This is a genomic window from Pseudomonas sp. A-RE-22 (genome assembly GCF_019956035.1).
Lineage (GTDB): Bacteria > Pseudomonadota > Gammaproteobacteria > Pseudomonadales > Pseudomonadaceae > Aquipseudomonas > Aquipseudomonas brassicacearum.
Map to the genome: position 1 here is coordinate 330,752 of NZ_JAHBCZ010000011.1, position 13,006 is coordinate 343,757.

Below are 13,006 nucleotides of genomic sequence, written 5' to 3' on the forward strand. Positions count from 1 at the left end.
CTGTTGGCTGCGTGGCAACCTCTGATTTCAATAATCACGAATTGTTGAAAATTATGGCTGGGCAATAATTATTGCCCAGCCATAAAACGCCGTAGAAACCTGACTCACACCTCGCTCACCTCAAACACAAACGAAATCTCCCGCTTCTGGGCACTCCAGACGTACCGAATGTGCTTGCCCTGCGTCGGAATCGAAACAGCCGGCGGGCGAAACGCGGCCACGCATTCGTGGCCGGGCAGGCGGACGCTGTTGTACAGCAGCCCCCAGGACAGGGTTTCACGCAGCTGCCGGGCAAACACTTGGGACGGGCCGTAGGCGGTAGGGTCCGGGTTGTGGAGGTGGGGGTAGTCGTGGCGGATGTCGTGCAGGGGTTTGACGACCTTGTTGACGTAGGTGCGCATGGTCAACTCCAGGTCCGGCTCGTTGGTCGCGCCAAGGAATCGCGCCTGGTGATAGCAGGTCTCGGCGATGGCGGCTTCCTGGCTGCTGGCCGCGTAGTAGACACCGAAGGTGCCGTCGCTGAAGCGGCTGCTTTTGCCGATGTGGGTAAACGCCGCCATCACCGGCGAGGAGCCGGGCCCGGAAATGCGGTCTTCGGGGCGTACCCGGGACAGCACGCCGGCTTGTTCCATCAGCCGATCGTTGGTCAACGCTTCCAGAGCGTAGGCCGTGGGCAGGTCTTCCGGGTCGAGTACGTCTTCAAACAGCGAAATCGGCGGGAAGCTGCTGTTGACGATCCGATAGGCCCGTTTCCATTGCGGGTCCGCCAGTGGTGGCACCATTAACCGCGCACTCCGTCGAGGTATCGCCGCACATCGGCGATGTCCACCACCCGCCCTGTCAGCATGTAGGACAGCGCCGACTGGCCGTTGAACGGTGCCGCGGTGTTCGGGCTGCTGACCCATTGATAAGCACGGTCCCGGCTGTTGCTGAAGATGATGCTCAACGCCTTGTGAATACCCATGAGGTAGGAAATGCGCTCGAGCGTATCGCGAGGCAGCTTCACGTTTTCCGGCAATTGTTTGTATTTGTAGAAGGTCGTGTTCCCCACCTTGCCCAGCAATGTTCGCTGCTGCTCGACGCTGCAGCCCCAGAGCGCCATGAGGTTGAAGAAAAACTTCAACGCGACTCGACCCGCATCCGGGGAATCCAATTGTTGCTGTGCGTTGAGGGTAATGGAGGAAGTCGCCATGGGTTTGGGCTCCTTTGTCGCGGGGTGGTGCCTAGAGGATAGTACAGATGTGGATTATTTTTAAGTTTTTATTCGCAAGCGGACTCGGTAGGTTCCCTATTTGAACAATTCGGCATGACTTCCCAAGTCAACAAACGTAACCAGGTCCGGGCGTGAATGCTCATAAATCAACAGAAAGTCACCGCCAATATGGCACTCTCGAAATCCAACCCAGTTACCAGTCAAGGCATGATCCATGTATTCGCTCGGTAACTGCTCACCCAAAAAAAGCATGACCATCACATGACGCACTTCATTCATATCGCGCCGCCCTGCCCGTTTGTAACGCTCCCAGGACTTTTTGAATTCAGACGTATATGCACATTGCTTCGGCAATTCAGCGCGTTTTTGCTTTTCTCCCGGTTTCGCCATCAGCCTCTCTCAGCATGTCGTCTATCGAGTTGAATCGTTGACGGATATCCCGTGCCTCAATCATGGCCCGGGCGGTCTTGTCCGAAGGCACTCGTATCTCGAATGGAAGCCCCTGAGTCTCAACAACCTGGCGCAGGAAAAGACGCATCGCGTCGCTAACACTCAATCCGCAGGCGTTCAAAACCTCGGTGGCACGAGCCTTCAAGTCCTCATCAATGCGGCAACGCACGTCGGTGGTTTTTAATAATGCACCCATGAAATAAACCTCATCGCTAAATTTGTAGCTACATTGGCGCTACCTCAAAAACATTGTGGTGGGACTGCCGCCATGGGTCAACGTCAGGTGGATAAGCGGCCTTGCATGGATAACGGCAGGTTTGGCATCGCCTGTATTAAGGGGCGTATTTCAACCTGAGTTTCCAAGGACGGATATCAGAGCGATCAGCCATGATGTTGGGAGTGTTCCGAGACTCACGCAGGATTTTTCGCAAGACAGCCCACCTATGACCCTGCTAACTGATCCCGGCCAGCACCGACTGGGCAGAATCCCCAAATCCCGCATAAGCTCCAACCATCGCCTCCCGGCGCTTTTCGGCACAAAATCGCGACAACCGTGGCAAGGTGCATGATGATAGCCAGCATGCACTGCCTGGCCCGGACCAGGTGCACAACAATAGCGAGCCCACTTAAGCAGAGGGCATTACCTCATGGATAGCAGAACCCTACGCAACCTCATGCGTATCGTGCAGACCGGCTCGTTGTCGGCAGCGGCCGAGCATTCGTGCCTCACGGTGCAAGCGTTGGCGGCGCAGTTGAACAAGGTCGAGGAACAGTTCGGTTTCCGGTTGTTCCGGCGCTCGAACAAGGGCCTGACGTTGACGAGCCAAGGCTCGGAACTGACCCCCTTCATGGATCAGGTGCTGGTTGCCACCCGGCAGTTGGAGGAGAAAGTCGCGGCGCTCAAGACCCCGCGACAGCGCACGCTCAGAGTGGCGCTCAATACCACCCTGCCGGCAGAGTTCAACCGGCGAATGATCGACCGGTTGATCGCTGTGTTCCCCCAGTATCAGCTGGAATTCAGCTACGCCGAGTCGATGGAGAACCTGAGCAAGCTCAGGAATGAAGATTTTGACCTGGCGATCCTGATCGGCCAGCAACAGGGCGGTTTTACCAGCATCACCATGCCCGATGTGCAGGTGCGGGTGGTCGGCGCCCATTGTGGCGACGCAGACGATTCCCTTGGCCTGCTCGGTGACAAGTTTCAGGTGCGTCCGGCAGAAGAATGTCCGTATTCCCACAGTTTCCTGCGCTTTCTCGACGCCGGCCTGGGCGAGTACGGCTCGAGCCAGCGCATGGTGTATTCCTGCAGTGAGACGCTGACGTTGTCGTTGATCACTCAGCTCGATGGCTTGGGGCTGGTGTCCCGGGAAGCCGCGTTGCGCAACGGCCTGGCGATTTTCCCGGATTTCGAGGACTTCCTAGAGGTCCGCCTGGCGGTGAACAATCCGGAGTTGTCCGGCCAGGCACTGCACGATGTGGTGGACCTGACGCTACAGGAACGAACCGAGCGCGATGTACGCCGCCGTGCCCACCGCCACACTGAGAAACAGGTTGCGGCTGAAATACGCACATAACAGCGTCGGAATCGCGGCATAAAACTCAGGGCGGTCGAGTTGTATCCGCTGATCCTTGATCAACAAGGGAGTCAGGCTGATGGCAGCGACGATCGCCACTGGCAGGTATTCCAGGGCGCGGGCGACGAAGGGCGGCCAGTGTTCGGTATTGATCTGCAGCGGCAGGGCGCGTGGCAGGAAGGTCACGGCCATCATCAGGACCACGACCAGAATCAGGAACGTTTGGTCAGGCATACACCCACCCCGCAGCCAACGAACGTGGCAATGAAGACATTGAACGGCGAGCTGCCCAGCAGGCTCAGCCCGCCCATGCAGACGACAGCCGCCAGGGCTGCGATCAGTTTGTTGCGGGTGTTGCACAACGAAACCAGCACATAGAGCATCATCGCCGTCAGGGCATAGTCGAGCTGGTATTTGATGAGGTGCGCCGCGTACTGCGCACACACGGCGCCCAGCAAGCCTCCGAGCACCCAGGATGTATGGCAGAACAGGTTGAAGCCGACCAGATAGCGCACGCTCACCGGCGCCCCGCTGCCGAGCTTGACGCTGTGGAACGCGAACGACTCATCCGTCAGCCCCGCCGCGTAGCACCAGCGCTCTAAACGGCTGAGCCCCAGCGCACGCAGGGCCTTGGCCATGTAGACCGACATCAGCATGTGCCGGGCATTGATCAGGAACGTGGTGAGCACGATGGTGGTCAGCGACGCGCCGCTGGAAATCAACGCCAGCGCCGCGAATTGCGAAGCGCCCGCGTAAACGAACAGGCACATCGCCACCGGCAACCACAAGGGCAACCCGGCGTTGACCGCCATCAGACCGAACACAAACGAAACCGTGAAATAACCCGCTACCACCGGACTGGCTTCAGCAAAGGTACGCGAGGCTTGTGGTTCGACCGCCAGCGGCTGGCTGGAAGTCTTGTTCATAAATCCCTCTCGAAGGTGATTTCACCCCGGGGCTCACAGAAGCCCTGGGCCGCCCAGAAGCGCTTGCCGGCCAGATTAGCATCGTCGACGAAAAGGAACATGCGCAGCACGCCGACCCGCTTCATGTCAGCCGATGCGGCTTCGACCAGTCGCTGGCCCAGGCCTTTGGTGCGATGCTGCGGGCTGACCGCCAAGTGATTGATGGTGCCACGGGTACCGAGCATGCCGCCGATCACCGCGCCCACCACTTCACCGCTCGCATCGATGGCCAGGTAGGCGGTGGTGGTTTCCTGCAATAACACACCGCGCAAGAATCGCGCGTCCTGCCACTCGCAGAACGACACTTCGTCGAAACCGCGAAAAAACCGCTCCAGTCGCTCGGCGTCCCGGACCATGGTCCGGCGCAACAGGACCTGCTGCGCCGGGTCGTCCATGGGTTCGAGCCGTTCAGCGAACAATGTCGAAAGCGGTCCCGGGCCGCGAGAAGGAGATGGCCAGGATCTGCCGGTACGCCATGTCATGGCTATGGGTGTTGCGCGCCGGGGTCACGTAATGGCGCATGTCACGATCAAGGAAGAACGTGGTGTCGAGGATGTCCTCGTAGGTCGTCGCCGCCAGCTGTTCTTCCTGGGCGCTGTACAAGCGGCTTTCCGCACCCGCCACATTCTGACGGCCCCAGAAGTGCACGCCGCTGAACGGATAGCCGTCGCAGTGAATCCCTTCGGGGGTGATTTCCAGTTGTTTGCCCGGCTTGATCTCGATGCGGATCTGATGGATCTGGCACTGCCAGATTTCATCGTGCAGTTCCTGTGGCAGGACGTTCTTGTAAACCTCGAAGTCCGTGTCGATCAGGCTGCGCATCACCGGCGAATTGATCACTTCGTTGGAGAAGTCCTGGAAGTGTCGCTCCAGTCCACCGACATAGCTGTTGTTGGCCTTGGACTGAATGTAGGCCCGGTGTTCGAGCTGCGTGAGCTCACGGGTCGTAGGGTTGTATTCGAAGTCGCTGTAGCGGCGAAAACGCATGCCTGACTCGGCCTGGCCGTAGTAACTGTCGGGCTCCATGTTTTCCCAGCTTTTGGTCAGCCGGACAAAATCGCCGAAATGACCGTAGAGGTTGAAGTCCCCACCGCGAACGTTGACGTATTTGTCACGTCTTAGCGCTTCGCCCACTTCCCTGTTCAGAACGATCATTTTTCATAGGTCTCCGCTGCATTGAGCGGCCTAATCTAGTAGGTGCAGGATTTACGTCCATGAGAAAGTATTTGAGGCATTTCAAGCGGTGCTTGAAACGGCGGATAAAGCCGCATTAGTACGACTTTTGCTCGGGAAAACAGGCGGTTCCAGCGTTGTTTTTTGCGTTAAAAGCCAAAAGCACCCGAGTTTGAGGCCGCAACGCTATTCACTTCAGGCATGGCGAGGGAGCAAGCCCCCTCGCCACGGTTTTATCCACTTACAACGCGATCAGGCATCAGAAGACGTTGATCGGGTAATCCACGAACACCCGCAGCTCATTGCCGCTGACGTTGTACTCGCTGGACTTCTGCGACACCCGCAGCACGGAACTGCGCAACCTTACGCTCAAGTCCTTGGCCGGGCCGCTCTGGACCACGTACTTGAACTGGTTGAAGATCTCGCGCTCGGTACCGCCTTCGCTGGTAGAGGTGGTGATGTTGTCGCCACGCACATAAGCGACGTTATAGGTCAGGCCCGGCACGCCGAAGGTGGTGAAGTCCAGGCCATAGCCCAACTGCCAGCTGCGTTCGTCTTCAGCGTTGAAGTCGGACCAGTAGGAGTTGGCCAGGTAGATCGTGTTACCACCATCACCCACCCGATTCTGCTCGCGCTGATAGCCGCCGTAGGCATAACCCAGGTTGCTGTCGCCGGTGCTGCGCTGATGGGCGAGCGTGAAACTGTGCGGGCCCGTGGCGAAGGTGGCAGCCAGGCTCCAGATCTTGTTGTCATCGCCGGTGACGTTGTTTTCACGAACGTAGCTGTTATCCAGCTTGGTGCGATAGCCGTTGAAATCCAGGGTCAGGGACTGATCCTTGGCCAGCGGGAACACATAGTTGGCGTTCACGTATTGCTTCTTCAATACGTCCTCGACATCCGAGGCGTAGAGCGAAGCCTTGAACTGCTCGGTGAACTGATAGCTGCCGCCCAAGACGTTGATCGACTTCAGGCCACCGCTGTCGCGGCCTTCAGCGCTCTTGCGCGATTCGGCGGTGAAACGGCCAGCATTGAGTTCCAGGCCCTTGATCTCCTTGGAGGTGATCAGCGTACCGGTGTAGCTTTCCGGCAGCAGGCGCGAGTTGTCGTAGCTGAGCACCGGCAGAGCCGGCATCTGGTCGCCGTAGGCCAGCACGGTGTTGGAGACCCGGAACTTGACCGCTGCGCCGAACTTGGACAGGTCATCGGCCGCGTTGCCGCTGTCGCCTTGCTTGAAGAAGTCGATGCCACCCGCACCGCTGCGGCCTTTACCGCCGTCCAGACGCAGCGCGTACAGGCCGAACGCATCCACACCTACGCCCACGGTGCCCTGGGTGAAACCGGACGAGAAGGTACCTATGGCCGCCTGGCCCCATTCGGCCTTGTCTTCGTTGCCATCTTTGTAGTCGCGGTTGATATAAGCGTTGCGCAACAGCACTTTCAAGCTGCTGTCTTCAACGAACCCTTTGGACTCAGCCTGGTCGTTGGCCATGGCGTGTGTCGTGCTCAAGATCCCCAGTGCGATCAAACTAATGCGCTTGTTCAACATGATTATTTTCCTTGTACGGGTTGATACGCACTGCGGCGGGCAACCGAAATGGCGCTTTTGCGCTCTTTTTCGGACTCTTGCTCCTGAAAATAATGAAAAGGCCCGCCCACGAATGATCGTGTCGGGCCTTTTTATTATTTAAGAGTCATGGCTGTTAGCCACAGGCGTAGGACGAATCCTAGTCGCGCCCTCAACGGTGTGTCAATTTCGTGAATCGTCTGTAATTAGGCGAAAAACATCTAAGAATCGATCAAAACGAACAACCATCCAGACCGCAGGCCGCCGATGGCGTAGAGGCCTGCTCCGGCAAGGCTTGCGTCAGCCATTGGGCGAATGCCTCGGGTTTGCCGAGCCAAGGGCCGATGTCGATCAGCATGAACTGGCCGTCCTGCTCCAGGGCAAAGGTCGGGAAACCCTGGCCGCCGACCTGGGCCAGAAAGGTACGACTGGCCTTGATATGGGCCTGCACGTCAACCGCGCGCAACGCCGCCAGGAACGCCTGGGCCGGCAGGCCAATGGATTGAGCGAGCTCCAGCAGGACGGCTTCGTCAGCGATGCGCCGGCCTTCGACGTAGTGCGCGGTTTGCAGGCGCCCGAGCAATTCCAGGCCGTGGCCGCCGAGCTGTTCGGCAGCGAGGATGGCGGCGGTCGGCGGCGCCGAATCGAACACGGCGCTGTGATCACGCAGCAAACCTTCGAAATAGGCCTCGCCAAATGGCTGCCCGGAATATTCGGCGATGCGCCGGTCGTGGGGCATCACGTAATTGCGCAATTGCGGCGAAACCTGCTGGCGATTGGCACCGGTCATCATGCCGCCGCCATGGGCAGTGACCGGCAAAACGGTCCGGGCGGCCTGCACCAGCGGCTTGGCGCCGTAGCACCAGCCGCACAGAGGGTCGTAGATGTAGTGAAGGGTGGTCATGGGAACTCCGCTAGCCGTCAGGATTCGATGACAGCAGGGTAGCCTCGGGAGAGCTGCGGAAAAACGCCGGAATGGCTTTCAATCTATTTCGCGGATCGGTCGAATGCCCACTGAATTTGAACACCACCCCTTGTGGGAGCGAGCTTGCTCGCGATGGCAGTGTGTCAGTCAACAGCAGTGTTGTTGATCCACCGCTATCGCGAGCAAGCTCGCTCCCACAGGGATTTGCGTGAATTCGAAAGCCAGCGGACACAAAAAAAGCGCTGCCATCCCGGCCAGCGCTTTTTATCAATCCGTCGAATTCTATCCTTGCATCACATCCCACAACGCTTCCAGCTCCGCCTCACTGAACAGGCCAGCGGGGTAACGCTCAACGATCATCCGGCGCGGATCAGGTTCTCTGATCTGACGCGTTCCGTTGGACTTCAACCACTGCGCCAAGGCTTGAAGCGACTCACCATTAACGGCCAAGGGATGGCATGTGCGCTCGCTTGTCATATTCATTCCAGCGCCCTCTCCTGGTTGATGAGCGGCCAATTTATCCAAGGTTTATGACAAAACAACTCAGTTCTCTCCCCAGAACTGCCGAAGCACAGATACAAGAGCTATGCCAATGTATCCGCCACGCCAATAAACAGGCACAAAAAAACCCGCGCGCCAATCGGGCCGCGGGCTTGCCAGGGTGGATCCAAAACCGCCGACCTAGAGCCGACGCGTTCGATATCACCCAGCTGTTACATCGCCACTCATTTTGCCCGCGGTGCAGGTTGCTGTTGAGTAAGGCAATGGATATTGCCGCCCCCCAGTAACAGTTCGCGCCCTGGCACCATGACCACTTCGTGCTGCGGGAACAGGTTCTGCAGGATATCCCTGGCCGGTGCGTCCAGCGGATCGTCAAAACTTGGGGCGATGATGCCGCCGTTGACGATCAGGAAGTTCACATAGGAACCGGCCAGCCGCACGGTTGGGTTGCGCTCCTGGGAACCTTCCACCGCATCGACGCCGGCACATTCTTCCTCGGTGGCGTACAACGGCCCCGGAATCGGCATTTTGTGCACTGTGAACGGGCGTCCCTTGGCGTCAGTGCTGTTTTGCAGCACGTTCATCGCCGCGTGGCAGCGGGTGTAGTTCGGGTCTTGCGGGGCGTCGGTCCAGGCAAGCAGCACTTCACCTGGCCGCACGTAGCAGCAGAAGTTATCCACATGGCCGTCGGTTTCGTCATTGAACAGCCCGTCCGGCAGCCAGATGATCTTGTCCACCGCCAACTGCGCGCTGAGCACCGCCTCGATCTCTTCGCGGCTCAAGTGCGGGTTGCGATTGCGGTTGAGCAGGCACTCTTCGGTGGTGATCAGGGTGCCTTCACCATCCACGTGGATCGAGCCGCCCTCGAGCACAAAACCTTCGGTGCGATAACGCGGGCTGCGCTCGATCTCGAGGATCTTGCCGGCCACTTGCGCATCACGGTTCCACGGCGCATACAGGCCACCGTCGAAACCGCCCCAGGCGTTGAAATCCCAATCGACACCGCGCACTTCGCCGTTGTCATTGATGACGAACGTCGGCCCTGTGTCGCGAACCCAGGCGTCGTCGCTGGACATTTCCACCAGGCGGATATTCGGCACGTCGAGACGCGCCCGGGCATTTTCGTATTGGGCCGCAGACACCGCCACGGTCACCGGTTCAAAACGGGCGATGGCCTTGGCGACGGCTACGTGGGCCGCCTGCGCGGACTTGCCGCCCAAGCGCCAGTTGTCCGGGCGCTCAGGCCAGATCATCCAGACCTGGGTCTGGGTCGCCCACTCGGCAGGCATGTGGAAACCATCCGCGCGGGGAGTGCTGTGCAACGTTGTCATGGGTCGTCTCCTGGGCGATGGGCAGTGGCAACTTTATAAACGATAAATATCGACTAATAAAGCCAGAAAAACTAAGCACCATCAAAAAATAGCGAAAAAAACCGACAAAAATCGATTTCATAAAGTTTGTGCCAAACCCTGTGGGAGCGAGCTTGCTCGCGATAGCGGCGAGTCAGCCAAATCAATATTGGCTTGGGCACCGTCCATCGTGAGCAAGCTCACTCCCACTAAGGGGAACAGCTTGGCGTTCCAGATTAGTTACAGCCCTTCGTCCAAGACCTTCACCAGGATATCGACGAAGAAATCCACGCTCTGGCGCGTGGTGACCATCGGCGGCTTGATCTTGAGGATGTTCAGGTAATCGCCGGTCGGCTGCATGAAAATCCCCAACGCGCGCAGGCGGTTGCACAGCGCCGTGGTTTCTTCAGTGGCCGGTTCCAACGTGTCGCGGTCGCGGATCAGTTCCACGCCCAGGTAGAACCCGGAGCCATGCACCGCGCCGACCAATGGATAGCGGTCGATCAAGGCCTCCAGCCGCGCCTTGAAGTGCCCGCCCACCACCCGGGCGTTTTCCCAGAGATTCTCTTCTTCCATGACATCCAGCACCGCCATGCCGATCTGGCAACTGACCGGGCTGCCTCCGGCCGACGAAAAGAAATACCCCTCGGCTTCCAGCGCCTCGGCGATCTCCCGGCGGGTAATGACCGCACCCAACGGCTGGCCGTTGCCCATGCCCTTGGCCATGGTGATGATGTCCGGCACCACGCCTTGTTCTTCAAAGCCCCAGAAAAACTCGCCCATGCGCCCGTAACCGACCTGTACTTCGTCGGCGATGCAGACCCCACCGCGCTCGCGCACCATCGCGTAGACCTGCTTCAGGTAACCGGGCGGCAGCGCGATCCCACCAGCGTTGCCGTACACCGGTTCGCAGATGAAGCCGGCGAGTTGGCGCTTGTTTTCGGCGATTTTCGCCAGGTTGTGTTCGACGCTGCGCACGTAGTCTGGCGCAGTGTCGGCGCCACGGAATTCGCCGCGATAGGTGTTCGGTGCGGTCACCGGATGCACCCAGTCCGGGCGGCTGCTCAGGGCCTGGGGGTTGTCGGCGATGGACGTCGAGACCGCATCGGCCGCCACCGACCAGCCGTGATAGGCCTCCAATACGCTGAGCATGTCCCGCCCGCCGCTGTAGGCCCAGGCCAGGCGGATCGCCAGGTCGTTGGCCTCGGTGCCACTGTTGACCAGGAACACCCGGTCCATGTTGGACGGCGCCAACGCCAGCAAGCGTTCGGAAAATTCGGCGATCGCCGCATAGTGGAAACGCGAGTTGGTATTGAGCAGCGACCACTGCCGGGCAGCCACTGCCGCCATGCGTGGATGGCCGTGGCCCAGCACCGCGACATTGTTGAGCATGTCCAGGTAGGAGCGGCCCTGCATGTCGATCAGGTGATTGCGCCAGCCGCGCTCGATACGCGGCGGATCGACGTAATAGTGCTTCTGCGAACGGGCAAAGCTCGCATCGCGACGGGCCAGCAGCACCTCGGGATCGATCTCCGGCTCGGCATCGCAAGCCAGCCCCAGCAGCACCGCCGGCGAAGGGCATAGCGCCTGCCAGGCCAGTGCCCTGGAGGGCGTGCAGAACAGCGGTGGATTCACTTGGGCACCACGGCACAACTGAACCCGCAACGGCCCCGTCACTTCGCCCAGCACCTGCCCCTTGACCAGTGCCGCGCCGGAATGCAGCGGCGACGTCACGCCCCACAGCCGCACGCTCAACTGCGCACTGTCCAGCTGCAACAGACCGTCGGCCGCCTTGTGCACGACCCCAGCGAACGGGGATTCGAGCGGCGTCCCCCGAGGAACGCTCAACTCCACGTGCAGTGGATAAGTATCGGGTTCGACGGGGCTGTCCGGCCTCGTGCGGGATAACCGGTACTGCCCATAGCGACTGGCGGCCAGGCCATGAACGCCCGCGGCCTCGCTCAGCAGGCGCTGGTCGATCCCCGGCTGCTCCCAATTGCCGGCCTCGAAATGCGGGCTCAGTACACCCAGGTCAATCAGCGCGAACTCACTCCCCACCAGGGTCGGCAACAACGGCGCAAAGCCTTCGCTGGCGATGGGCGGCAGGCTGTGGCCGACGGCGGTGAGAATCGCCGCTTCCATCAGCTCGAAGGGCACCGAGTGGGCGACCCGGAAAATCTCCCACTCATGGGCCAGGTTGTCGCGGCTGTATTGGTTGTCCGGGTCGATGGAAACCTGCTGCTCACCGCTGAGCACCAGTACCGCGGCGCGCGCCACGATCAGTGGCCACAGCGCCAACAGTTCTTCGCGTTGCAAGGGGTTGACCGCCTGGTAGGCCTTGATCGCCGGCAAGATGAAGAACGGGTCGCCGTCGGCGTGGTGCAGCAGGGCCGCGCACGTCACCGACAAGTCAGTGATGCGCCAGGTGCGGATCAGGTCGCCGAAATCGATGACGCCCTGCAATTGCCATTGGCGCTGGGCATCGCGCTGCCAGACCACGTTGTCATCAGTGATGTCCATGTGGATCGCCTGCACCGGCAGGCTGGCCTTGAGCGGCTGCAAGCGCCGCTCGGCCTGTTGCGCAACCTCGGCGATCAGTTGTCGCCGTTGATCGTCGTCGATGACCGGCAACAGGTGATCGACCAGGGCAGGGGCGTGGCGAGCGTCCCATTGCAGCGTGCGCTCCAGGCCTGGGTGGTCGAACGTCGCCAGGGCCAAGTCCATTTCCGCGCACAGGCGGCCCAGGCCGGTCACCAGCTCAGGCGGCAAGTGCTTGAGCTGCGTGACGGACTCACCATCGATGTACTCAAGCAGTCGCATGTGAACCGCTTGGCCGTCGACGTCCAATGTCAGCAGGTCCTGGCCGTTACTGGCGGTAATCACCCGCGGCACCTTCACCACGCCGTGTCCGGCCAACTGCTTGAGAGCTGCGTGTTGGGCCTGGAGCTCCTGGACGGCGTAGTCGCCATGGCAAATTTTCAGCACAAAGCGCCCGCGCTCGCTGTCTACGCGGTAGTTGAGGTCCTGGTTGCTGCCAAGGGGTCGCAGGTCACCGCTGAGTCCGTAATTCAAGCGCAACAGCACCAACGCCTGCTCGGCGCTGATCTGTGGGCTTGGCAAACTGGCACGGTGAACCAACGTAGTGAGTGGCATACAACGACCCCTGAGGTGGTTTTGATCGGATGCCTATCACGCCACTGAGTCAGGGGATAAGCAACCCCTCTTACTTACGCACCCTGGTACTGGGCCTGCGGTGCGGGGATCTATCCCAATGCGCAGGTTCATTCTTGCG

At 59.8% G+C, this 13,006-nt stretch carries 14 protein-coding genes; 1 reads left to right on the forward strand and 13 read right to left on the reverse strand.

The window, feature by feature from the left end; all coding sequences use genetic code 11:
- Positions 1–104: 104 nt before the first annotated feature.
- The 4 genes from KGA89_RS07755 to KGA89_RS07770 form a co-directional block, all read right to left on the reverse strand.
- Positions 105–782, reverse strand: a complete 678-nt coding sequence (locus KGA89_RS07755; protein WP_003196773.1) for an RES family NAD+ phosphorylase — start codon at positions 780–782, stop codon at positions 105–107.
- Positions 782–1,192, reverse strand: coding sequence for an MbcA/ParS/Xre antitoxin family protein (locus KGA89_RS07760; protein ID WP_003196771.1), 411 nt, complete (start codon positions 1,190–1,192; stop codon positions 782–784). The genes KGA89_RS07755 and KGA89_RS07760 overlap by 1 nt, the downstream gene beginning before the upstream one ends.
- 96 nt (positions 1,193–1,288) lie before the next feature.
- Positions 1,289–1,603: a type II toxin-antitoxin system YafQ family toxin gene (locus KGA89_RS07765; protein WP_041475662.1), complete on the reverse strand. Its 315-nt coding sequence runs from the start codon at positions 1,601–1,603 to the stop codon at positions 1,289–1,291.
- The gene (locus tag KGA89_RS07770; protein WP_041475661.1) at positions 1,569–1,859 is read right to left on the reverse strand and encodes a type II toxin-antitoxin system RelB/DinJ family antitoxin; all 291 of its coding nucleotides are present in this window, start codon (positions 1,857–1,859) and stop codon (positions 1,569–1,571) included. Before KGA89_RS07770 ends, KGA89_RS07765 begins: the two co-directional genes overlap by 35 nt.
- A gap of 451 nt (positions 1,860–2,310) precedes the next feature.
- Here KGA89_RS07770 and KGA89_RS07775 point away from each other — a divergent pair, with 451 nt between their 5' ends.
- Positions 2,311–3,237, forward strand: coding sequence for a LysR family transcriptional regulator (locus KGA89_RS07775; RefSeq protein ID WP_003196769.1), 927 nt, complete (start codon positions 2,311–2,313; stop codon positions 3,235–3,237).
- On the opposite strand, the gene KGA89_RS07780 is transcribed toward KGA89_RS07775, so the two are convergent.
- From KGA89_RS07780 to KGA89_RS07820, 9 genes are all read right to left on the reverse strand, one after another.
- On the reverse strand, positions 3,154–3,471 hold the full coding sequence (locus tag KGA89_RS07780; protein ID WP_013692053.1) for an AzlD domain-containing protein: 318 nt from the start codon (positions 3,469–3,471) through the stop codon (positions 3,154–3,156). The genes KGA89_RS07775 and KGA89_RS07780 overlap by 84 nt on opposite strands.
- Positions 3,450–4,163 (reverse strand): AzlC family ABC transporter permease, encoded by a 714-nt coding sequence (locus KGA89_RS07785; protein ID WP_069971237.1) that lies wholly within the window; start codon positions 4,161–4,163, stop codon positions 3,450–3,452. The genes KGA89_RS07780 and KGA89_RS07785 overlap by 22 nt, the downstream gene beginning before the upstream one ends.
- A complete protein-coding gene (locus KGA89_RS07790; protein WP_003196766.1) occupies positions 4,160–4,597 on the reverse strand; it encodes a GNAT family N-acetyltransferase in 438 nt (145 codons plus the stop codon). The genes KGA89_RS07785 and KGA89_RS07790 overlap by 4 nt, the downstream gene beginning before the upstream one ends.
- A gap of 13 nt (positions 4,598–4,610) precedes the next feature.
- Entirely contained in the window at positions 4,611–5,357 is a 747-nt protein-coding gene (locus KGA89_RS07795; RefSeq protein ID WP_003196764.1) for a 2OG-Fe dioxygenase family protein, read from the reverse strand.
- A 277-nt stretch (positions 5,358–5,634) separates the two neighbouring features.
- Positions 5,635–6,921, reverse strand: a complete 1,287-nt coding sequence (locus KGA89_RS07800; RefSeq protein ID WP_003196762.1) for an OprD family porin — start codon at positions 6,919–6,921, stop codon at positions 5,635–5,637.
- A 250-nt stretch (positions 6,922–7,171) separates the two neighbouring features.
- Positions 7,172–7,843: a DsbA family protein gene (locus tag KGA89_RS07805; RefSeq protein WP_223471112.1), complete on the reverse strand. Its 672-nt coding sequence runs from the start codon at positions 7,841–7,843 to the stop codon at positions 7,172–7,174.
- Between the two features lie 303 nt (positions 7,844–8,146).
- Positions 8,147–8,347 (reverse strand): hypothetical protein, encoded by a 201-nt coding sequence (locus tag KGA89_RS07810; RefSeq protein ID WP_057449186.1) that lies wholly within the window; start codon positions 8,345–8,347, stop codon positions 8,147–8,149.
- 242 nt (positions 8,348–8,589) lie between these two features.
- Positions 8,590–9,696, reverse strand: coding sequence for an agmatine deiminase (gene aguA / locus KGA89_RS07815; protein ID WP_223471113.1), 1,107 nt, complete (start codon positions 9,694–9,696; stop codon positions 8,590–8,592).
- A gap of 258 nt (positions 9,697–9,954) precedes the next feature.
- Positions 9,955–12,867, reverse strand: a complete 2,913-nt coding sequence (locus tag KGA89_RS07820; RefSeq protein ID WP_223471114.1) for an aminotransferase — start codon at positions 12,865–12,867, stop codon at positions 9,955–9,957.
- Positions 12,868–13,006 lie beyond the last annotated feature (139 nt).

Coding starts and splice junctions, on each gene's coding strand:
- KGA89_RS07755 (WP_003196773.1), bottom strand. CDS start 782: ATGGTGCCACCACTGGCGGACCCGCAATGGAAACGGGCCTATCGGATC.
- KGA89_RS07760 (WP_003196771.1), bottom strand. CDS start 1,192: ATGGCGACTTCCTCCATTACCCTCAACGCACAGCAACAATTGGATTCC.
- KGA89_RS07765 (WP_041475662.1), bottom strand. CDS start 1,603: ATGGCGAAACCGGGAGAAAAGCAAAAACGCGCTGAATTGCCGAAGCAA.
- KGA89_RS07770 (WP_041475661.1), bottom strand. CDS start 1,859: ATGGGTGCATTATTAAAAACCACCGACGTGCGTTGCCGCATTGATGAG.
- KGA89_RS07775 (WP_003196769.1), top strand. CDS start 2,311: ATGGATAGCAGAACCCTACGCAACCTCATGCGTATCGTGCAGACCGGC.
- KGA89_RS07780 (WP_013692053.1), bottom strand. CDS start 3,471: ATGCCTGACCAAACGTTCCTGATTCTGGTCGTGGTCCTGATGATGGCC.
- KGA89_RS07785 (WP_069971237.1), bottom strand. CDS start 4,163: ATGAACAAGACTTCCAGCCAGCCGCTGGCGGTCGAACCACAAGCCTCG.
- KGA89_RS07790 (WP_003196766.1), bottom strand. CDS start 4,597: ATGGACGACCCGGCGCAGCAGGTCCTGTTGCGCCGGACCATGGTCCGG.
- KGA89_RS07795 (WP_003196764.1), bottom strand. CDS start 5,357: ATGATCGTTCTGAACAGGGAAGTGGGCGAAGCGCTAAGACGTGACAAA.
- KGA89_RS07800 (WP_003196762.1), bottom strand. CDS start 6,921: ATGTTGAACAAGCGCATTAGTTTGATCGCACTGGGGATCTTGAGCACG.
- KGA89_RS07805 (WP_223471112.1), bottom strand. CDS start 7,843: ATGACCACCCTTCACTACATCTACGACCCTCTGTGCGGCTGGTGCTAC.
- KGA89_RS07810 (WP_057449186.1), bottom strand. CDS start 8,347: ATGAATATGACAAGCGAGCGCACATGCCATCCCTTGGCCGTTAATGGT.
- aguA (WP_223471113.1), bottom strand. CDS start 9,696: ATGACAACGTTGCACAGCACTCCCCGCGCGGATGGTTTCCACATGCCT.
- KGA89_RS07820 (WP_223471114.1), bottom strand. CDS start 12,867: ATGCCACTCACTACGTTGGTTCACCGTGCCAGTTTGCCAAGCCCACAG.